The organism is Clostridium beijerinckii (assembly GCF_036699995.1).
Classification (GTDB): Bacteria; Bacillota; Clostridia; order Clostridiales; family Clostridiaceae; genus Clostridium; species Clostridium helianthi.
On record NZ_CP144906.1, the window covers coordinates 142501 to 162784 of the forward strand.

18 protein-coding genes, 2 tRNA genes, 2 rRNA genes and 1 pseudogene (1 of these 23 cut by a window edge) are annotated in these 20284 nt (G+C 32.7%); 20 read left to right on the forward strand and 3 right to left on the reverse strand.

Features of this window, described 5'->3' with window-relative positions:
• The 9 genes and pseudogenes from PZA12_RS00660 to PZA12_RS00705 all read left to right on the forward strand — a co-directional run.
• Positions 1 to 2550, forward strand: a 23S ribosomal RNA gene (locus PZA12_RS00660) (it extends 361 nt beyond the left edge of the window).
• A gap of 71 nt (positions 2551 to 2621) precedes the next feature.
• Positions 2622 to 2738, forward strand: a 5S ribosomal RNA gene (rrf, locus tag PZA12_RS00665).
• Positions 2739 to 2743: 5 nt separating this feature from the next.
• Positions 2744 to 2819: transfer RNA gene (locus PZA12_RS00670), tRNA-Phe, on the forward strand.
• A gap of 4 nt (positions 2820 to 2823) precedes the next feature.
• A tRNA-Cys gene (locus tag PZA12_RS00675) sits at positions 2824 to 2898 on the forward strand.
• Between the two features lie 323 nt (positions 2899 to 3221).
• Positions 3222 to 4166 carry an IS110 family transposase gene (locus PZA12_RS00680; protein ID WP_245160066.1) on the forward strand — a complete coding sequence of 315 codons (945 nt, stop codon included), beginning with the start codon at positions 3222 to 3224 and terminating at the stop codon, positions 4164 to 4166.
• Entirely contained in the window at positions 4163 to 4462 is a 300-nt protein-coding gene (locus tag PZA12_RS00685; RefSeq protein WP_103699435.1) for a hypothetical protein, read from the forward strand. Before PZA12_RS00680 ends, PZA12_RS00685 begins: the two co-directional genes overlap by 4 nt.
• A 318-nt stretch (positions 4463 to 4780) precedes the next feature.
• Positions 4781 to 6011: pseudogene (locus PZA12_RS00695) on the forward strand (IS91 family transposase).
• A 16-nt stretch (positions 6012 to 6027) separates the two neighbouring features.
• A complete protein-coding gene (locus tag PZA12_RS00700) occupies positions 6028 to 6222 on the forward strand; it encodes a hypothetical protein (protein WP_078116876.1) in 195 nt (64 codons plus the stop codon).
• 715 nt (positions 6223 to 6937) lie between these two features.
• Positions 6938 to 8335: a sugar porter family MFS transporter gene (locus PZA12_RS00705; protein ID WP_077844659.1), complete on the forward strand. Its 1398-nt coding sequence runs from the start codon at positions 6938 to 6940 to the stop codon at positions 8333 to 8335.
• 39 nt (positions 8336 to 8374) lie between these two features.
• On the opposite strand, the gene PZA12_RS00710 is transcribed toward PZA12_RS00705, so the two are convergent.
• Together PZA12_RS00710 and PZA12_RS00715 are read right to left on the reverse strand one after the other, a co-directional pair.
• Positions 8375 to 9322, reverse strand: a complete 948-nt coding sequence (locus tag PZA12_RS00710; protein WP_103699161.1) for a magnesium transporter CorA family protein — start codon at positions 9320 to 9322, stop codon at positions 8375 to 8377.
• 276 nt (positions 9323 to 9598) lie between these two features.
• Positions 9599 to 10759: an amidohydrolase gene (locus PZA12_RS00715; protein ID WP_078116877.1), complete on the reverse strand. Its 1161-nt coding sequence runs from the start codon at positions 10757 to 10759 to the stop codon at positions 9599 to 9601.
• Positions 10760 to 11165: 406 nt separating this feature from the next.
• Between PZA12_RS00715 and PZA12_RS00720 the strand changes: the two genes are divergently transcribed.
• From PZA12_RS00720 to PZA12_RS00750, 7 genes are all read left to right on the forward strand, one after another.
• On the forward strand, positions 11166 to 11348 hold the full coding sequence (locus tag PZA12_RS00720; protein ID WP_077844661.1) for a sigma factor G inhibitor Gin: 183 nt from the start codon (positions 11166 to 11168) through the stop codon (positions 11346 to 11348).
• A 49-nt stretch (positions 11349 to 11397) separates the two neighbouring features.
• On the forward strand, positions 11398 to 12039 hold the full coding sequence (tmk, locus tag PZA12_RS00725) for a dTMP kinase (protein WP_078116878.1): 642 nt from the start codon (positions 11398 to 11400) through the stop codon (positions 12037 to 12039).
• Positions 12040 to 12112: 73 nt separating this feature from the next.
• Positions 12113 to 12445: a cyclic-di-AMP receptor gene (locus PZA12_RS00730; RefSeq protein ID WP_078116879.1), complete on the forward strand. Its 333-nt coding sequence runs from the start codon at positions 12113 to 12115 to the stop codon at positions 12443 to 12445.
• A gap of 19 nt (positions 12446 to 12464) precedes the next feature.
• Positions 12465 to 13397, forward strand: a complete 933-nt coding sequence (locus PZA12_RS00735) for a DNA polymerase III subunit delta' (protein ID WP_078116880.1) — start codon at positions 12465 to 12467, stop codon at positions 13395 to 13397.
• 3 nt (positions 13398 to 13400) lie between these two features.
• Positions 13401 to 14306 carry a PSP1 domain-containing protein gene (locus PZA12_RS00740; RefSeq protein WP_078116881.1) on the forward strand — a complete coding sequence of 302 codons (906 nt, stop codon included), beginning with the start codon at positions 13401 to 13403 and terminating at the stop codon, positions 14304 to 14306.
• Positions 14307 to 14317: 11 nt separating this feature from the next.
• Positions 14318 to 14521 (forward strand): heavy-metal-associated domain-containing protein, encoded by a 204-nt coding sequence (locus PZA12_RS00745; protein ID WP_011967481.1) that lies wholly within the window; start codon positions 14318 to 14320, stop codon positions 14519 to 14521.
• Between the two features lie 122 nt (positions 14522 to 14643).
• The gene (locus PZA12_RS00750) at positions 14644 to 14814 is read left to right on the forward strand and encodes a DUF362 domain-containing protein (protein WP_008426524.1); all 171 of its coding nucleotides are present in this window, start codon (positions 14644 to 14646) and stop codon (positions 14812 to 14814) included.
• A gap of 67 nt (positions 14815 to 14881) precedes the next feature.
• Here PZA12_RS00750 and PZA12_RS00755 read toward each other — a convergent pair whose 3' ends face one another.
• Complete coding sequence (locus tag PZA12_RS00755; protein ID WP_077844666.1) at positions 14882 to 15532, reverse strand: MBL fold metallo-hydrolase; 651 nt, start codon at positions 15530 to 15532, stop codon at positions 14882 to 14884.
• 169 nt (positions 15533 to 15701) lie between these two features.
• Here PZA12_RS00755 and PZA12_RS00760 point away from each other — a divergent pair, with 169 nt between their 5' ends.
• The 4 genes from PZA12_RS00760 to PZA12_RS00775 are packed head-to-tail and all read left to right on the forward strand — an operon-like array spanning position 15702 to position 20256.
• The gene (locus tag PZA12_RS00760) at positions 15702 to 16157 is read left to right on the forward strand and encodes a CtsR family transcriptional regulator (protein ID WP_077844667.1); all 456 of its coding nucleotides are present in this window, start codon (positions 15702 to 15704) and stop codon (positions 16155 to 16157) included.
• 14 nt (positions 16158 to 16171) lie between these two features.
• A complete protein-coding gene (locus PZA12_RS00765) occupies positions 16172 to 16750 on the forward strand; it encodes a UvrB/UvrC motif-containing protein (protein ID WP_078116882.1) in 579 nt (192 codons plus the stop codon).
• Positions 16743 to 17756, forward strand: coding sequence for a protein arginine kinase (locus PZA12_RS00770; protein ID WP_078116883.1), 1014 nt, complete (start codon positions 16743 to 16745; stop codon positions 17754 to 17756). The genes PZA12_RS00765 and PZA12_RS00770 overlap by 8 nt, the downstream gene beginning before the upstream one ends.
• 25 nt (positions 17757 to 17781) lie before the next feature.
• Positions 17782 to 20256 carry an ATP-dependent Clp protease ATP-binding subunit gene (locus tag PZA12_RS00775; protein ID WP_078116884.1) on the forward strand — a complete coding sequence of 825 codons (2475 nt, stop codon included), beginning with the start codon at positions 17782 to 17784 and terminating at the stop codon, positions 20254 to 20256.
• The last annotated feature ends 28 nt before the right edge of the window (positions 20257 to 20284 follow it).

Here is a 20284-nt window from a genome sequence, read left to right on the forward strand (position 1 = left end):
ATAGTCCCGTAAGTGAAAACTATGATAATCAGTTCTGCACCAGAGTACCACGAGACACGTGAAACCTTGTGGGAAGCAGGGAGGACCACCTCCCAAGGCTAAATACTACCTGATGACCGATAGTGAAGCAGTACCGTGAGGGAAAGGTGAAAAGAACCCCGGGAGGGGAGTGAAATAGAACCTGAAACCATGTGCCTACAACCGATCAGAGCACCTTATGTGTGTGATGATGTGCTTTTTGTAGAACGAGCCAACGAGTTACGGTATGTAGCGAGGTTAAGTACTTAAGGTACGGAGCCGAAGGGAAACCGAGTCTTAATAGGGCGACTAGTTGCATGCTGTAGACCCGAAACCGGGTGACCTATCCATGGCCAGGTTGAAGCGAGGGTAAAACCTCGTGGAGGACCGAACCACGTTGCTGTTGAAAAAGCATGGGATGAGCTGTGGATAGCGGAGAAATTCCAATCGAACTCGGATATAGCTGGTTCTCCTCGAAATAGCTTTAGGGCTAGCGTCGGAAAATGTGAGTAGTGGAGGTAGAGCACTGAATAGGCTAGGGGGCATAGCGCTTACCGAACCTTATCAAACTCCGAATGCCACATACTATCAGTCCGGCAGTCAGACTATGAAAGATAAGTTCCATGGTCAAAAGGGAAACAGCCCAGATCGTCAGCTAAGGTCCCAAAGTGTAAGTTAAGTGGAAAAGGATGTGGGATTTCTAAGACAACTAGGATGTTGGCTTAGAAGCAGCCACTCATTAAAAGAGTGCGTAATAGCTCACTAGTCAAGAGATCCTGCGCCGAAAATGTCCGGGGCTCAAACTTACCACCGAAGCTACGGGTTCACGTTTTACGTGAGCGGTAGAGGAGCGTCGTAATCGGGCTGAAGTCGTACCGTAAGGAGCGGTGGACTGATTACGAGTGAGAATGTTGGCATTAGTAGCGAGATGTAGGCGAGAATCCTACAGGCCGAATATCTAAGGTTTCCTGAGTAAAGTTTGTCTTCTCAGGGTTAGTCGGGACCTAAGGCGAGGCCGAAAGGCGTAGTCGATGGACAATTGGTTGATATTCCAATACCACTATAATCGTTATTATCGATGGTGTGACGGAGAAGGATAGGATGTGCTAGCTATTGGATGCTAGTCTAAGCGTTTAGGGAGTTGGGATTGGCAAATCCGTTCCAACAATTCTGAGGCGTGATGGGGAAGGTTCTACGGAACCGAAGTATCTGATTCCATGCTTCCAAGAAAAGCATCTAGAGAGAGAAGTAGTGCCCGTACCGCAAACCGACACAGGTAGATGAGGAGAGAATCCTAAGGCCGACGGAAGAATTGCAGTTAAGGAACTAGGCAAATTGACCCCGTAACTTCGGGAGAAGGGGTGCCTGAGAAATCAGGCCGCAGAGAATAGGCACAAGCAACTGTTTAACAAAAACACAGGTCTCTGCTAAAGCGAAAGCTGATGTATAGGGGCTGACGCCTGCCCGGTGCTGGAAGGTTAAGGGGAACACTTAGCGAAATATCGCGAAGGTGTGAACTTAAGCCCCAGTAAACGGCGGCCGTAACTATAACGGTCCTAAGGTAGCGAAATTCCTTGTCAGGTAAGTTCTGACCCGCACGAATGGCGTAATGACTTGTGCACTGTCTCAACTGCAAATCCGGCGAAGTTGTAGTGCGAGTGAAGATGCTCGCTACCCGCGATTGGACGGAAAGACCCCGTAGAGCTTTACTGTAGCTTAGCATTGAATTTCGGTATTGTCTGTACAGGATAGGTGGGAGACTGGGAAACTAGGGCGTCAGCCTTGGTGGAGTCGTTGTTGGGATACCACCCTGATAGTATTGAAGTTCTAACTGGATGCCATGAAACTGGTGACAGGACATTGTTAGGTGGGCAGTTTGACTGGGGCGGTCGCCTCCTAAAATGTAACGGAGGCGCCCAAAGGTTCCCTCAGAACGGTCGGAAATCGTTCGAAGAGTGTAAAGGCAGAAGGGAGCCTGACTGCGACACCTACAAGTGGAGCAGGGACGAAAGTCGGGCTTAGTGATCCGGTGGTACCTCGTGGGAGGGCCATCGCTCAACGGATAAAAGCTACCTCGGGGATAACAGGCTGATCTCCCCCAAGAGTTCACATCGACGGGGAGGTTTGGCACCTCGATGTCGGCTCGTCGCATCCTGGGGCTGAAGTAGGTCCCAAGGGTTGGGCTGTTCGCCCATTAAAGCGGCACGCGAGCTGGGTTCAGAACGTCGTGAGACAGTTCGGTCCCTATCCGTCGCGGGCGTAGGAAATTTGAGAGGAGCTGTCCTTAGTACGAGAGGACCGGGATGGACTGACCTATGGTGTACCAGTTGTTTCGCCAGAAGCATAGCTGGGTAGCTAAGTCGGGAAGGGATAAACGCTGAAAGCATCTAAGTGTGAAGCCCACCTCAAGATGAGATTTCCCATAGCATAAGCTAGTAAGACCCCTTGAAGACTACAAGGTTGATAGGTCAGAGGTGTAAGTATGGTAACATATTTAGCTGACTGATACTAATAGGTCGAGGGCTTGACCAATATAATCAAGTTGTAATATACATTAAAATTATATGCAATTTTGAAAGAATAGTATTTCTTTCAAAAGAAAATCTCGTGATGATGGCATAGAGGTAACACTCCTTCCCATTCCGAACAGGAAAGTTAAGGTCTATTACGCTGATGGTACTGCATGGGAGACTATGTGGGAGAGTAGGAAGTCGCGAGGTAAGATGGCTCGATAGCTCAGTCGGTAGAGCAGAGGACTGAAAATCCTCGTGTCACTGGTTCGATTCCAGTTCGAGCCACCATAATGGCGCTATAGCCAAGTGGTAAGGCAGAGGTCTGCAAAACCTTTATTCCCCAGTTCAAATCTGGGTGGCGCCTCCAATTTATTTAAGATAGCTTATGTATTAACTAAATGGTTGATACATGAGCTATTTTTTATTGTTTAGGAACCGCCCATGAAGGCAAAGCCTTCACAAAGTATAATGAAAATTAAGTGGTTTCTGTTAACAAATGGATAACCTTGTCAATAATATAGAAAGGTGAGGAAGTAAGCCGTTGTACTTTCTGGTAGCAAGAACTCCTTTTAGGAAACTGGCTACGGTAATTTTGAGCACAAAGTATTGTGTCTAGAGCACGTGTAGGAAATTTTTTTTTGATAAGTAATTACTGTTGAACTCACTGAATTTATTATGGAGAAGGTAGGAATGGAAGCAATAATTGAAAGGTGTGCAGGTATAGATGTGCACGAAAGAACAGTAGTAGTATGTGTTTTAAAGGGTGATTTAAAGAAAAAACCGGAAAAGGAAATAGAGACATTTAATACTACGACTACAGATTTGTTAAAACTTTTAGATTGGATTGAAGAAAGAGGCTGTACGCAAGTAGCAATGGAAAGCACAGGCGTATACTGGAAGCCTGTCTGGAATGTATTAGAATCAGGTGATTTTGAAATTATACTTGCAAATGCTAGACATATAAAGAATCTTCCAGGAAGAAAGACCGACGTGAAAGACGCAGAATGGATAGCTCAATTATTGAGAAGTGGATTAATTAATAAGAGTTTTGTACCAGATGCACATATAAGAGATCTTAGAGATATAACAAGATATAGGAAGAAAATACTATACGAACTTAATAGAGAGAAGAATAGGATTCATAAAATTCTAGAGGATTGTAATATAAAGATTTCAAGTTATATTTCAGATATATTTGGAGATACAGGACGAAAAATATTAAATAAAATCATTAATCAAGAAGAAATTAGAATGACAGACTTAATTGAGATATCAAATGGTAGAGGTAAAGCAAGTATAAGAAAGAAACTAGGAGAAATAAAAGAGGCTGTAAACGGAAAAATAAGAAACCATCATTTGACAATGATAAAATACAGCTATGATCACATTAGGTTTTTAGAAGAACAAGTAGTCCATATAGAAAAAGAAATAGGTGAATATATAGAGCCATATTTTGAAGAAGTAGAGATAATAGATACTATACCAGGTATAAACAAGAATGCAGCATCAGTAATAATAGCAGAGATTGGAACTGATATGAGTTATTTCCCAACAGATAAGCATCTAACATCATGGGCAGGCCTAAGTCCTGGAAATTGTGAAAGCGCAGGTAAAAAAAAAGAAGTAAAACAATGAATGGAGATAAAGCATTAAAAAGTGTAATGTGTGAATGTGCTTGGGCAGCAAGCATGAGTAAGGATACTAGATTATCAATATGCTATAAGCGATGGGTGAAAAGAATGGGAAAGAAAAAAGCCACAATAGCATTAGCAAGTTTAATGTTAAGAATATGCTATCAATTGTTAAAGGAAAGAAAAAACTATATAGAATATGGTACTATTTATTTAGATAAACTTAGAGAAAAAAGAGAAGAAAGTATGATAAAAATTCTAAAGTCAAAAGGCTATAATATAGAAAAAATCAATAAGTAAAAGAAACAAATAATTTAATATAAGGCTTGGACTAGCCTAAAATAGGCTAGTTTAGTTTCCTATTGTCAAATTTAGAGAAAGTGCTGTGAATTTAATTTTCGTAGGAAAGTATAGAATTTTTTGATTTTGAAAGTGAGTGATATCAATGGTTATAAGGATATTGGCCTGTAAAAAATGGTATCAAGAAAGAGCGTGGCGCAGCCACTTTTGTTCTTGTATAGGAAATTATAGAATTTCGAAGAGTCTAAAGCTAGATGGAATCTAGCTTTAGACTCTTCGGTATGTTAAGATGTAACTATAAAATTAAGAGGTATACAGATGAAAAAAGGGAAGATGAATAAGATATTAGAAGACCATTGGCATAGCTTTGTAAAATTGTATGGTAAAAAAAATTAGACCTAATGTAAAGGCTGAAGTTGATAAAGTTTTAAGATGTAAGGATACTAAGTATGGTTACATTGAGTTGAAGTGTAAAAAGTGTAATTAAATCAAGAAGATAGGGTTTACTTGTAAGAGTAGATTTTGCACATCTTGCGGCAAAGTTTATGTTGATAACTGGATTGATAGTATGTTATTAAAACTAATAAACGTTAGACATAGACATATTGTATTCACTATGCCAGAAGAATTAAGGATATACTTCGGCAAAAACAGAAACAAATTAAAAATACTTCCGCAATGCGCAGCAAAAGCTGTTACGACTTGGATGAGAGATTTAAATAAAAGTGAGGAATTTACTCCAGGAATAGTAACTGTGATACATACATTTGGCCGTGATTTAAAGTGGAATCCACATGTACACATGATGGTTACAGAGGGCGGAACAGGAAATAATACTGAGTGGAGACATATAAGACATATATCATATTTATCACTGGGAAAGCGATGGCAAAAATTATTGCTGGATCATTTAGAAGAATTAGTAGGAAAGAAAAGCGAAGCTAAAAAGCTGAAGAATAAATTATATAGAGATAAGGATAAAGGATTTTATGTACACGCAAAAACACAAATAAAATCAGCTAAAATAGCGGCAAAGTATATTGGAAGATATGTTGGACGACCTGCGATAGCAGAATCTAGAATTATAAAGTATGATGGCAGAAATATCACATTTAAATATACTAGACATGAAGATAATAAAACCATAATAGAAACTTTAAATGCGCATGAGTTTATAAAGAAAGTCATAATACATATTCCAGAAAAGCATTTTAAGATGATCAGATACTTTGGTATTTATTCTAGGAGAAGTAAGAAGAAAGACAATTTTATAAAAATGTTGGATGATAAAATGATAAAACTACGAAAAGCAATATCTAAATGGGAATATAGAATACTGGCTTCATTTGGAATTAACCCTTGTAAGTGCCCCAGATGTGGGGAGTTAATGAAATTTAATGACATAGTTTATGGGGATAACGGTTCTATGAGGGAATATTTTAAAAAGAAGATTATTAGTGAAGGGAAAGAAAATTTAGAAAAAACTATTGAATTATATGCAATTACAAAAGGTCTTATATATGGTAGAATAAATCCGACAACAACGTAGTTGGAGGGCAGAAAAATTGAACGAAGAGATACTATATATTTGTATGGAATGTAAAACTGAAGAAAATATACCTAAGGAGGTTGTAGAATACTTTGATGAAATGGATCAAAGTAACATAAATGAACCACCTTGTTTTTCATGCGAAAAATGCGGCGGAGTCATGAGACCTCAAAAATATAGTGGTATACACGGAAAAGAATATAAATTATAGAATTAAAACCATAGAGAAAAGTAAATCTCTATGGTTTTGATTTATATTTTAATATATTTCTCCGAAGGAGCGTGGCGCAGCCACTTTTGTTCTGTATATAATAAGTTTTATGGAAATCTATAACTTAAAATTAAATTAGTTATATAGAAATACTATAGTTAGTGAGCTACTAATAGAGTGAATTAATGAATCATATATCACATGGCATGTGTTGCGGTGATTGAGTTTTTATATTTAATAGGATTGTATTGGGTAAATTCATTTATTATAATCACAAATGTCAGCCATTATTATAACCATATATTAAATAAATTTTTAAATTACTTTTTAAATTACTTTTTAAAGTTTATTGAAAAAGGTTTCAAAGAGTGTTATACTAAATTTAAGGAAAATAAATATTGGGTACCTATTTTTCTAAAAGCTAATAGACATGCATGCATCATTAGATTATTAATAGAAGGTATATTTATTGATATGATAAATATGAATAAAAACTAGTACAGCATTATTTAGAGAATGTAAGAGAAAATTAGCATTGCTAGTTATTCTTACCGAAATTTCATGGAAGTCAAATTATAAATATACTGGGCAATTAATGTATCTTTTGTAAACGATAAAAATAGTCTTCCGAACGAAGAAATTTTAGGAATATTATAAACGCACTAGGAATATACGAATTTAAATCAAATGAAATAAAAAATGGGAGATGATTTTAATGAAAATAAAAATTAGTAACTCTGTAATATATATTTTCGCTGCACTTAGTGGGCTTTTGTTTGGTTATGATACTGGAGTTATTTCAGGAGCTATTTTATTTATTCAAGAACAAATGCACCTTGATTCATGGCAGCAAGGATGGGTTGTAAGTTCTGTATTATTAGGAGCTATTCTTGGGGCTGCGATCATTGGTCCTATGTCTGATAAATATGGCCGTATAAAGCTAATTCTTACATCGGCTGTTATCTTCTTTGTCGGCGCACTTGGATCAGCATTTGCTCCAGAAATTTGGTCATTAATTATATTTAGAATCATTCTTGGTGTCGCAGTTGGTGCGTCTTCAGCTCTAATTCCAACTTATTTAGCTGAATTATCACCATCTGAAAAACGTGGAACCATATCAAGTTTGTTTCAGCTAATGGTTATGAGCGGAATTCTATTGGCTTATATTACAAATTATGCATTTTCAGATTTATATACTGGTTGGCGAGTGATGTTAGGGTTCGCAGCTATTCCAGCAGCAGTTCTTTTAATAGGCGCACTTGTGTTACCAGAAAGTCCTAGATTTTTAGTAAAAGATGGACGAGTAGACGAAGCAAGAAGTATACTAGAACATATGAATAAACATGATAAAAGCGCTGTTAATTATGAATTAGCTCAAATAAAAAAACAAGCTGAGATTAAAAGTGGTGGAGTTAAAGAACTATTTAGCGAATTTGTACGCCCTGCATTAATCATAGGCTTTGGTCTAGCTATTTTTCAACAAATTATGGGATGCAATACAGTTCTTTATTATGCACCAACTATATTTACAGATGTCGGATTTGGTGTACAAGCAGCTTTACTTGCCCATATTGGAATTGGAGTCTTTAATATAATAATTACTGCTATAGCTGTAGCCATTATGGATAAGATTGACCGTAAAAAAATGCTTATTTATGGAGCTATTGGAATGGGAGTTTCGCTAATGATTATGAGCATCTCAATGAAATTTTCTAATGGTTCATCTGTTGCTTCGATTATATGTGTTATCGCATTAACTATCTACATTGCTTTTTTCTCAGCTACTTGGGGACCTGTAATGTGGGTTATGGTAGGAGAAGTATTTCCACTAAATATTCGTGGATTAGGTAATTCATTTAGTAGTGTAATTAATTGGAGTGCTAATATGATGGTATCATTGACATTTCCAGCATTATTGAATTACTTTGGTACAGGTAGTTTATTTATAGGTTATGGTATAATCTGTTTTGCGGCAATTTGGTTTGTTCAATTTAAAGTATTTGAAACTCGTAATCGTTCACTTGAAGATATAGAAGCTGAACTTAGATCATATAAAGGAGTAGAAAAACTCCAAAAGGATATCTGCACACAAGATGCTACAACTAAGGCTTAGGTGATAAGAGTAGTTATAAGATGCTATAAAAAAGATATGTTAATTAAACATATCTTTTTTATATAATATAAAGGCAACAAGTCCGCAAATGCCAACAGTTACGCCCATAACGATAGAGAATGCATGTGGATTATCTGCAGATAATGGTAATGCTATATTCATACCAAATATTCCACCTATTATGGTCGGTATTGCCATAAGAATTGTAACTGATGCAAGTACTTTCATAACAATATTTAAATTATTAGATATTACAGAAGCAAAAAAATCCATTGTACTAGCTAATATATTACTATAGATTTCAGTCATTTCTATAGCTTGTTTATTTTCTATAATTACATCTTCTAAAACATCTTTATCTTCTTCATATTTTTGCATAAGCTCTAATTTCAGCATTTTCTCTAAAGTAATTTCATTAGCCTTTAGTGAAGTTGAAAAATAAACAAGTGATTTTTCCAGAGAATGTAATTGTATAAGCTCTCTATTTTTCATAGATTTATGAAGCCTTTTTTCAATCATTAAACTTTTTTTATCTATTTGACGCAAATAAAGTAAATAGTATGTTGATATTCTATTTAGTATTTGTAATGTAAATCTTGATTTTTTAAATGTATAAAAAGATTTAATTTTGTTATTAGCAAAATCCGTTAGGATTTTACTTTTTTTTAAGCATACAGTTATCAATTGTTTATTAGTATGTATTATTGATAATGGGTATGTATCATAAGTAAGAGAGTTATCTTCCATTTCGGTAAACGGTATATCCACTATTATTAATAATGAATCCTCTTCAATATCAATACGTGAGGTTTCTTCATCATCTAGGGCTGCTTTTAAGAATTCCAAAGGGACACCTGTTTTCTTTGATATTAATATTAGTTCTTCAGCAGATGGCGCAATAAGATTTATCCAAGCACCATTTTCTATCGTATCTATTAATTTTAGGGAAGGATCAAATTCACTTTCGCTTTTATAGATTTGAATCAATTTATAACACCTCCTAAGCAGTACAACTAATATTATACTATTATAAGATGGTTTGTAAACACATAGCATTTCTTGTAATATACTATTATTTTATTATTCTGTAAGTTTAATGTGAAAATACATCAAAGGATTTTACGTTTGATTTTTTATTATGCCAGAATCTATGAAGTGAAATATGGTACCTTAAAATATAAATCGATATAATATATGGAGTTTATTATTATCAAAAGCATATATTATATTATTTTTAAGATACCATATCTTAAATTTTTTTTATTAGCAATTTCTATTATTAAAGAATTCAGATTTAACTTCAGAGAGTAAAGTTTCGTTTTGTATTAAGTCAATAGCAGTTAATGCAAGGGCTGTAGCTGCTATATTGCATTGTTTTAAAGCAAACTCAGATGTAGTTGCTTTTGCGAAATCTAGGCTTCCATATTTAATATTTTCATCATCTATTATAGATATATATGGATGTATGCAAGGAACCTTATGACTTACATCTCCAATGCTTAATCCAGCATATATATCTTTTGGTGGATTAATATTTATTATTCCACTTTCTTTAAGGTTATGACTAAATAGCCTATTTAGCGTTCTATTGGTTATTAACTCCTTATTAGGAGACTCATATAAGAAAAATTTATTAGGAATATCTATTAATGCTGTCACATTATTTGCGATTTTTCTTATTTTATCATAAGCTTCGTTAGCAGTTTTTGTGTTAGATGCACGAATGCAAAATTTAATTTCAGAATCTGCTGGTAATAGCAATGTTGTATACCCACCATTAGATATAACCGAATTTATTTCTAAATTATCTGGAAATCCTTTTTTTATAGAGTTTAAAATATTAAGAGTTAGTAAAACGGCATCTAACGATGTATAAGAATTCTGATTTAAAAAACTCAACTTGCTTTCGCTTTCAAACTTAAGTCCTAATGGGATAATTGCTGATGAAGAGCCACTTTCACATGTACATGTGTCAGGGTGAGCTACCATTACAACATCTATGTCATCAAATAGTCCTTGTTTTACCATTGTCCCTTTAGTCCCGCCAAAGTATTCACCGGGGCAACCTACCAGTATTACAGAACCTCCGATGTCATCTATAACACTTCCTAAAGCTAATGTAGCGGATACTGACATTGCAGTAACCATATTATGCCCGGTAATATGACCGTCATTTTCGATAGCGTCATATTCACATAGATAACATATTTTAGGATGACCTTGGCCTTTCTTTGCTATAAATGAATTGTTAATGTTTAAAAAATTTCTATCAACTTCAAATTTGTATTTATTTAATAAATTGCATATGCAATTAGATGCGTTAACTTCATTATAACTTTTTTCTGGATTCTCATATAAATAGGTACAGAGATTTTTAATATCGTCAGCACAAGTAGATAGAAATGAAATAATTTTGTTTTTCATAAGCGCAATTTCTTACTTAAAACTTGCAAAATAAATTACTAGATCTTGTATATAGTACAGGTTTTGCTTTGTTTTACAGTAAGTTCTCCTTTCATATTAATGTTTTTATTGTTAACATGATAATAGCGGTATTAAATATAAGCTTAATATAGCTATCACTTTAAATATTATGAGCAAATTATTATTTGAAAATTTAATAATATAAGCTATTTTTGCAAGCTATATTTACATTATGTAATTTGTATTAAATTCAGTAGTAATTGTGTAAATATATAATTCTCTTTATTAGTATTACCAGAAATTTAAAAAATATCTATATAGAAGTTATTAACATCCATAGGGTGTATAAAGTCTACATAATTGGTAATAATTTTATAAGAATCATAAAATTAAGGGGGAATTACTGATGGAGAATACAAATAAATCATGTTTTTTATGTGGAGCAAGTGATTGCGATGGTATAATATTAAATGGAGAAAAGATTTGTAAAGCATGTGAAGAGAAAATTGTTAATACAAATGTAGAGGATCCAGATTATGATTATTATAAGGATAATGTTAGGATAATCTTATTTAGCGAACATGCTTAGAAATTAAATTCTTACATTTAAACGCTAATATATAGAGGGGTACTTTAAGATGGAAAAAGGTTTATTTATAGTTTTTGAAGGTGGCGAGGGAACCGGAAAAACAACGGCGATTGATGCAATATATGATTGGATTACAGAAAATAATTTTGAATGTATAAAGACGAGAGAGCCAGGCGGAATTAAAATATCAGAGCAAATAAGACAAGTTATTTTAAGCAAAGATAACAAGGAGATGGATGCTAAAACAGAAGCACTATTATATGCAGCTGCGAGAAGACAACACCTTGTAGAAAAAGTGATACCAGCATTGAATCAAGGTGTAATAGTTCTTTGTGATAGGTTTATAGATTCTTCTTTGGCATATCAGGGTTATGCGAGAAATTTAGGAATGGAAGAAGTTTTAAGCATAAATAAATTTGCTATTGGTGAGTACATGCCGGATATATCAGTGCTATTTGATCTTGATCCTAAAATAGGATTGGCTAGAATAGCTAATAATGATTGCAGAGAAGTAAATAGATTAGATATAGAAAAGTTAGAGTTTCATGAAAGAGTTAGAGAAGGATATGATATTGTTTATAAAAATAATAATCATAGAATTGTTAAGATAGATGCAAATAATACGAAAGAAAATGTAATTAATCAAATAAAAAATATACTAAGGCCTAAAATATGGACAAATATAAACTAAGTAATAAAAAGCCACCTATTTGTGGTAAAATAATATGTAGTAAATTATTATTAGTTTAAGGGTGGGAATTAAAATGAAATTGATAATTGCAATTGTTCAGGATGAAGATTCAGCAGATGTCATAGAGGCTTTAACAGAAGAGGATTATAGAGTTACAAAATTAGCAACTACAGGAGGATTTCTTAAATCTGGTAATACTACATTATTGGTAGGAATTGAAGAGGAAAAAGTTGAACTTGTTATTGAAGTTATTAGGAATGTATGTAGAAAGCGGAATGAGACAGTAGTTACACCAACTACCCTTGGGGGAAGTGAAAGTGGATATATGCAACAATACCCAGTGCAAATTAGCGTGGGAGGTGCTACTGTATTCGTAATTGATGTGGATAAGTTCGTAAAAATATGATATCAAGGAGAGATAAGCATTGAGAAAGATAATCGGACATAAAAATATTATCGATAATATAAATAATAGAAGACAAAAGGATTCATTTTCTCATGCAAATCTAATAATTGGTAATGATGGAATAGGAAAAAGTATAGTAGCTAAGTACCTTTCAAATCAAATTATTAAAGAGAGAAATAGTGTGGAGAGTGTAGATATTGTAAGGTATTCTCCTAATTCCAATTCATTTGGTGTTGATGATGTGAGAAACATTATAAGTGAAGTCAATAAAAAGCCTTATGAAGGTGATAAAAAGGTATTAATATTATATAAATGTGACAAGCTAACAGTTCAAGCTCAAAATGCATTATTAAAAACTATTGAAGAACCGCCAAGAGGTGTACATTTAATATTGTTAAGTGATTCTTTAGAAGTAATTTTGGATACCATAAAATCGCGTTGCCAAATATATAGGTTAACACCATTAAATAAAGAAGAAATTTTGAGTTACCTTGAGGAAAAATATAATAATTTAAGTGAAGATGATAAAAAAGCAGCACTAGCTTATAGTGCTGGAATACCTGGAAATGTAGATAGATTTTTTAGCGATGATAAGTTGAGAAATTTGAGAGATATATGTATAGAATTATTTGAAGATATCGTAAGTAGACAAAAAGGTATTATATTAAAGTATGAGGAATTATTAAAAAGTGCAAAAGAAGATAAATTAGAGTTACTAAATATACTTCTATCATATATAAGAGATATCTTACTTCTTAAAGAGCTTAATGATAGTGAACTCGTTGTTAATTTTGATAAAATATATAAGATAAAAAATATATCAAGAGGAATGTCTTATAAGAAATTAAATAGTATGTTAGAATACATAAAAGAAGCTAGAATAAATTTTAATAGTAATACGAACTATTCAATGGTCATAAGTGTTTTGCTTATGGGCTTTGCGGAGGTATAATTAATGATAAAAGTTATAGGCGTAAGATTCAAGAAAGCGGGAAAGATTTACTACTTTAGTCCACTAGAATTAGATATAAAAAAGGGCAATTATGTAATAGTAGAGACAGCTAGAGGTATAGAATTTGGCGAATGCGTTATAGGAATTAAGGAGATAAAAGAGGAAGATATAGTATCACCTTTAAAGAATGTTATTAGAATTGCTGATGAGGATGATATTAGAAAACATAAAGAAAATAAAGAAAAAGAAAAAGAAGCCTTAGATATATGCTTAGCGAAAATTCAAGAACATAAATTAAATATGAAATTAATAGATGTTGAATATACATTTGATAATCATAAGGTTATATTCTACTTTACAGCAGATGGTAGAGTAGATTTCAGAGAGTTAGTTAAGGATTTAGCTACTATATTTAAAACTAGAATAGAATTAAGACAAATAGGAGTAAGAGATGAGGCTAAAATGGTTGGAGGACTTGGACCATGTGGTAGACCTATGTGCTGCTCTACATTCTTAGGAGACTTTGCATCTGTATCAATAAAAATGGCAAAGGAACAGAATCTTTCTTTGAATCCAACCAAGATATCTGGAATATGTGGAAGATTGATGTGCTGTTTGAACTATGAACAAACTACATATGAAGGTATAAGAAAGAGATTGCCTAAGGTCGGCTCTATTGTTAAGACAGATGCTGGGAATGGAGAAGTTGTTGGTAATTCAATAGTTAAAGAGATGGTAAAGGTTAAGGTTAGAAGAGGAGACGAGGAAGTTGTTGAGGAATTCAAAATAACTGATGTAGAGCTCGTTTCAGGAAAATATGAAGATACAATTGATGAAAATAATATAAAATTGATTGTTGAGTCAGAAGAAGATAAAACATTAATAAAAAATCTTATTAATGAAAAATAGGAGGAATTTCTATGAAATCTGTTATTAAGATTTGTAATATGGAGTCTAATGACGATGCCAAGATAATTCAAGATACAGTTGTTAAGAATTCGGGGGTAATAGCTACTGAAATTTCGCTTGCAAAAAGGGAGATAACAGTAATATATAATGATATCTTTTTAAAACTCGAAAGGATTATAAATTCCATAGAGGATTTAGGATATGTTGTTTTGTAATCGTAAATAATACAACAATATTAAAAAATAAGAAGTCTAGAATACAAAACACTTTTAAAACATACGAATACGTGTTAAAATGTAAGAGGTTAATTACCACAATTTATTAGGAGGTGTTCTAGATGGCATTTGTTATTAATGATTCATGTGTTAGCTGTGGAGCATGCGCTGGAGAATGTCCAGTTAGTGCTATAACTCAAGGAGATACTCAATTCGTTATTGATGCAGATACTTGTATCGATTGCGGAAACTGTGCTAATGTTTGCCCAGTGGGAGCTCCAAACCAAGAGTAATAAAAGAGAGATCGTCTTTAGGCGGTCTTTTTTTTTATTTAAAAAATAGTTGAAATAGTTATTTTCACTATTTATATGGAGGTGTTAACAAGATACATTCAGACTTAAGGTTAGAATTTATATCCAAGTCAGAAGTATCTAATATATTAGAATTTATTTTTTTTATGCTCTTCATAGATATTATAAAATTCTTAGGGTCGTCTAAGTATAAAGATGTTGTATTAGTTTTATAATGCATAGGAACTATGTATTTTGGGGAAATAAGGTTACAAAGTTTCGCAGACTCAAAACCGTCCAGAGTGAAATGTCCACCAATAGGGATAAGTAAAATATCAATATTTTTAAGCTTTTCTAAAATCAATGAACAAGGTATATGGCCTAAATGTCCTAAATGGCATATAGAAAGTTTATCATCCTTAAATATATAAATAATATTTGAGCCTCTTTTTAGTCCATTGCACTTATCATGAAAGGAGTCAAGTCCTTCTATGTTAAGGAAGCTTAAGTTAAAGTTTCCGCTCTCATTAATAATCTTGGTTGTATTATTTATATCATTAATATATGAACTATCAAAATGGTTATGACTAATGGTAATTAAATCAGATTTAGGGAAATTATTATCATAACCTAAATTGTTGCTAAACGGATCAATTAGAATTCTTTTACCAATGGATGTTTTCATAAGGAAACAAGAATGTCCATACCAAATAATTTGCATATAAAACCTCCATAAATTGAAATATATTAGATATTATTAACATACAGTATTATAAATAATCATAAATTTATATTGATACTTCAAAAAGTAAAAGAAGTATAGTATAATATTATAAAGTCAAAGTAAGTCAAAAACAAATAATTAAATAAAGGTTTAAGCAGGTGATGTTATGGCAAGACTTTCAGATATAATAGAAGAGTTTATAAAACAAATGTTTAATGAGAATAGAGATAATGTGATTTTTATACAAAGAAATGAGTTAGCAGATCAGTTTAGATGCGCGCCGTCCCAAATAAACTATGTATTAACAACTCGATTTACCTATGAAAGAGGATATTTAATTGAGAGCAAGAGAGGCGGCGGAGGTCATATAGCGATCAAGCAGTTGGATGAGGATAACTCCAATAGAAGGGAAGAGCTAATTAACCAAAGCATAGGAGAAACAATAACATATCATAATGCAAACGCATTGCTTAATCACTTATTAGAATCTGGAGTTATTGAAGAAAGAGAATGTGAAATAATGAAGATAGCAATAAATGATAGAAGTTTAACTTCAGTAGATAATAAAAATAAAGTAAGAGCTGATATTTTAAAAGCTATGATTATGATAATTTTATCTTAAAGGTGGGGATATATATGTTATGTGAAAAATGTAAAAAAAATGAAGCAAAGATAAATTTAATTACAGTGATGAATGGTCAGAAACAGGAAATTTGGTTGTGTGAAAATTGTGCAAAAGATATAGCTAATATTCCGTTCTTCAGTCCAATAATGCAAAATATAAATGTTCCATTTCAAGGCATACTTACAGAAATATTATCTAATGTAGATAATGGTAAATCAAATATAGATAGCAATAAAGTAAAAGAAATTATTTGTCCAAATTGTGGGTTAACTTATCAGGAATTTAAGAAATCAGGAAGATTGGGATGTGCTGATTGTTATAAAGAATTTAATATTGTACTTGAGCCAAGGATAAAGAGCTTACAAGTTGGAACTAAACATATTGGTAAGATTCCTAAGGTTAAGGGAAAGGAATTGGTTCAAAGAAAAAATCTTAAGGATTTAAAAGAAGAGATGCAAAAATTGATAGTAGCCGAGGAATATGAGAGAGCAGCAATAGTAAGAGATGAAATTAAAAAACTAGAATTATATATATTAGAAAGTAACACTAAGGAGATTATAAATAGAAAGGAGGGCAATTGTGATGAATAGCTGGGAAGATGATAATGAAAGACTTGGAGCAGTATTAAGTAGCAAAGTGTTGTTAGCTAGAAACTTTAGTAATTTACCTTTTCCTAATAAACTAAACTATATTAAGGGTAGAGAAAATGGTAAAGAAGTATATAACGTTCTTAGGAACGAATTAGATAATGAAGAAATTACGTTATATGAGATTTGGAATACAAAAGAGGAATTTAGTAAACAATATTTAGAAAGGGATCTAATTAGCAAAGAACTTTTGAAAAATTCTGATAAGGGCTCATTTATATTGAATAAAGAAGAAGATCTTAGCATTATGATAAATGAAAAAGATCATATAAATCTTCAATGTGTAAGTGACGGATTGAAATTAGAAGAAATTTTTGAGAGAGCAACAGTTATTGATGATAAGATAGAAGAAAATTTTGACTATGCCTTTGATGAAACATTAGGTTATTTAACAGCATCACCAGAGAATATCGGAACAGGAATGAAGGCATCAGTAGTATTACATTTGCCAGCTCTTAGTATGAGTGAAGAAATTAGTAATATATCCAAAAAACTTGGTAAGCTAGGGATTGCTATAAAAGGAGTCCATTTAGATGGTACAAAAGTTTTTGGAAATTTATACAGAATATTTAATAAAGTGTCATTAGGTTTGACAGAGGAGAATATTATAAATAAATTAAAAGAAGCAGTTTGGAGCATAATAATAGAGGAAAATAAATTCCGAGAAATATTACTTAGTAAATGTAGACATGAATTAGAGGATAAGATATATAGAGCATATGGAATACTGAAATATGCAATGATTTTGGATTTTAAAGAGTCTATTGAACTATTATCAAATGTTAGATTAGGAGCGGAATTATCAATTATAAATATTGATAAGGGTAAGTTAGATAAACTATTTATTCTAATTACTAATTCATCCCTTCAAAATTATTTAAAAAAATCACTAGATGATAAGGAAATTAAGTATGAAAGAGCTAAATTAGTGAAAGAAATGTTAACCTAAGGAGAAGATAGGAGGTTTAAAGTATATGGAATATAATAAATTAACAGAAAGGGCACAAGCAGTAATTTTAGAAGCTGAAAATGAATCAGAAAAATTTAAACATGGGTATGTTGGAACTGAGCATATATTACTTGGCATATTAAAAGAAGATGGATATTCTGCTAAGTTATTAAAAAAATATGGGGTTAATAGTGAGAATATTAGAAATATGATACAAAGATACTTGGGTTATGGGGATATCAAGAAAACAGACGATAATATTTTACTGACCCCTCGTACCAAAAGGTTAATAGATGAAAGTTTCGCAGCAGCAAAAAGATTAAATCATAAATATGTTAGCCCTGAACATATTTTATTAGCCTTACTTAATCAAGAAGAAGGAATGGCATACACTATATTAAAAAGCTTGAATCTTAACTTCACCATTATAAGTGAAGAATTACTTGTATTCTTATCTGGTACTTATGAAGATAAAGCTAGCGATAAAAATATAATTGATAATAAGAAAGCTAATACTCCAATGCTTGATAAGTATGGAAGGGATTTAACAGTACTATCTAAGGAACAAGGACTAGATCCTGTAATTGGAAGGGATAATGAAACTCAAAGGTTATTAGAAATTCTTTGTAGGAGAATTAAAAATAACCCGTGTCTGATTGGGGAACCAGGTGTTGGTAAAACTGCTGTAGTTGAAGGACTAGCACAGAGAATAGTGGAGGGAAATATTCCAGAGATACTTAGAAATAAAAGAGTTGTTTCTTTAGATTTAACATCTATGATTGCAGGAGCTAAGTATAGAGGTGAATTTGAGGAAAGACTTAAGAAAACTATGGATGAAATAATTAAAGATAAAGATATAATTATTTTTATAGATGAGATTCATACTATTATAGGAGCAGGAGGAGCAGAAGGTGCTATCGATGCATCTAATATATTAAAGCCTGCTTTAGCAAGAGGAGAGATTCAATGTATAGGAGCCACAACTATAGATGAATATAGAAAGTATATTGAAAAGGATTCTGCATTAGAAAGAAGATTTCAACCTGTAACAGTGGGAGAGCCTTCAAAGGAAGAAACGCTAAAAATTCTTAAAGGATTAAGAGATAAATATGAAGCTCATCACAGAGTTGAAATAACAGATGAAGCTTTAGAAGCGGCCGTTAATTTGGCAGATAGGTATATAACAGATAGATTTATGCCGGACAAAGCCATTGATTTGATTGATGAAGGAGCTGCTAAAGTGAGAATCCAAAGCTTAACAGCCCCTCCGGATTTAAAAGATCTAGAAGAAAAAATTGAAAATATAGGTAAAGAAAAGGAAGAAGCTATACGAGTTCAAGACTTTGAGAGAGCTGCTAATTTAAGGGATAAAGAGAGAATTTTAAAAGAGCAGTTAGGTAATATGAAAGATAGTTGGGATACTCAGAATTCTATAAAGACACTAGTTGTAGATGCAGAAAAGATAGCGAGTGTAGTATCATCTTGGACTAAGATTCCAATTCAAAAATTAACTGAATCGGAAAGTGAAAGGTTATTAAAATTAGAGGAAATATTACACAAGAGAGTCGTTGGGCAAAATGAGGCGGTTAAATCTATAGCAAGGGCTGTGAGACGGGCAAGAGTTGGAATAAAGGATCCTAATAGACCAATAGGAAGTTTTATATTCTTAGGACCAACTGGAGTTGGAAAGACTGAGCTTTCTAAAGCACTTGCAGAAGCTATGTTTGGTGATGAAAATAATATTATAAGAATTGATATGTCAGAATACATGGAAAGTCATTCGGTATCTAGATTAATAGGATCGCCTCCAGGATATGTAGGACATGAAGAAGGTGGTCAACTTACAGAAGCTGTTAGAAGAAAACCTTATTCAATAGTTCTTTTAGATGAGATAGAAAAGGCAAATCCAGAGGTATTCAATATATTGCTTCAAATTATGGAAGATGGAAGACTTACTGATGGTAAAGGAAAAATAGTTAATTTTAAGAATACAATAATTATAATGACTTCAAATGTTGGTGCTCATCAAATTAAAAAGCAGAAAAGCATAGGATTTAGTAGCGTTACTTCTAAAAACGAAAATGAAACTGAATATGAAAAGATGAAGGAAAATATATTAGGGGAACTAAAGCAAAAATTTAGGCCAGAATTTTTAAATAGAATAGATGATACAATAGTATTCCACAAATTGAGTGATGAAGATTTAAATCAAATTATAGATTTAATGCTTGCATCAATAAGAAAAAGGCTTGAGGACAGAGATATATACTTAAACTTTGAAGATAATAGTAAAAAGTTCCTACTAAACAAAGGAATTGACCTTGATTATGGTGCAAGGCCACTTAGAAGATTGATAATAAAAGAGGTAGAAGATAAATTAAGTGAGGAAATATTACAAGGAAATATAAGAATCGGAGATAGGGTAAAGGTAAGTGAGTTAGAAAACAAACTTATTTTCAAAAGATTGGCTGAAAGCAATTTGGAGCTCAATAAGAATTAATTTATGTTAATGGGCTATTTCAACGCTA

Coding starts and splice junctions, on each gene's coding strand:
- PZA12_RS00680 (WP_245160066.1), top strand. CDS start 3,222: ATGGAAGCAATAATTGAAAGGTGTGCAGGTATAGATGTGCACGAAAGA.
- PZA12_RS00685 (WP_103699435.1), top strand. CDS start 4,163: ATGAATGGAGATAAAGCATTAAAAAGTGTAATGTGTGAATGTGCTTGG.
- PZA12_RS00705 (WP_077844659.1), top strand. CDS start 6,938: ATGAAAATAAAAATTAGTAACTCTGTAATATATATTTTCGCTGCACTT.
- PZA12_RS00715 (WP_078116877.1), bottom strand. CDS start 10,759: ATGAAAAACAAAATTATTTCATTTCTATCTACTTGTGCTGACGATATT.
- PZA12_RS00720 (WP_077844661.1), top strand. CDS start 11,166: ATGGAGAATACAAATAAATCATGTTTTTTATGTGGAGCAAGTGATTGC.
- tmk (WP_078116878.1), top strand. CDS start 11,398: ATGGAAAAAGGTTTATTTATAGTTTTTGAAGGTGGCGAGGGAACCGGA.
- PZA12_RS00730 (WP_078116879.1), top strand. CDS start 12,113: ATGAAATTGATAATTGCAATTGTTCAGGATGAAGATTCAGCAGATGTC.
- PZA12_RS00740 (WP_078116881.1), top strand. CDS start 13,401: ATGATAAAAGTTATAGGCGTAAGATTCAAGAAAGCGGGAAAGATTTAC.
- PZA12_RS00745 (WP_011967481.1), top strand. CDS start 14,318: ATGAAATCTGTTATTAAGATTTGTAATATGGAGTCTAATGACGATGCC.
- PZA12_RS00750 (WP_008426524.1), top strand. CDS start 14,644: ATGGCATTTGTTATTAATGATTCATGTGTTAGCTGTGGAGCATGCGCT.
- PZA12_RS00755 (WP_077844666.1), bottom strand. CDS start 15,532: ATGCAAATTATTTGGTATGGACATTCTTGTTTCCTTATGAAAACATCC.
- PZA12_RS00760 (WP_077844667.1), top strand. CDS start 15,702: ATGGCAAGACTTTCAGATATAATAGAAGAGTTTATAAAACAAATGTTT.
- PZA12_RS00765 (WP_078116882.1), top strand. CDS start 16,172: ATGTTATGTGAAAAATGTAAAAAAAATGAAGCAAAGATAAATTTAATT.
- PZA12_RS00770 (WP_078116883.1), top strand. CDS start 16,743: ATGAATAGCTGGGAAGATGATAATGAAAGACTTGGAGCAGTATTAAGT.
- PZA12_RS00775 (WP_078116884.1), top strand. CDS start 17,782: ATGGAATATAATAAATTAACAGAAAGGGCACAAGCAGTAATTTTAGAA.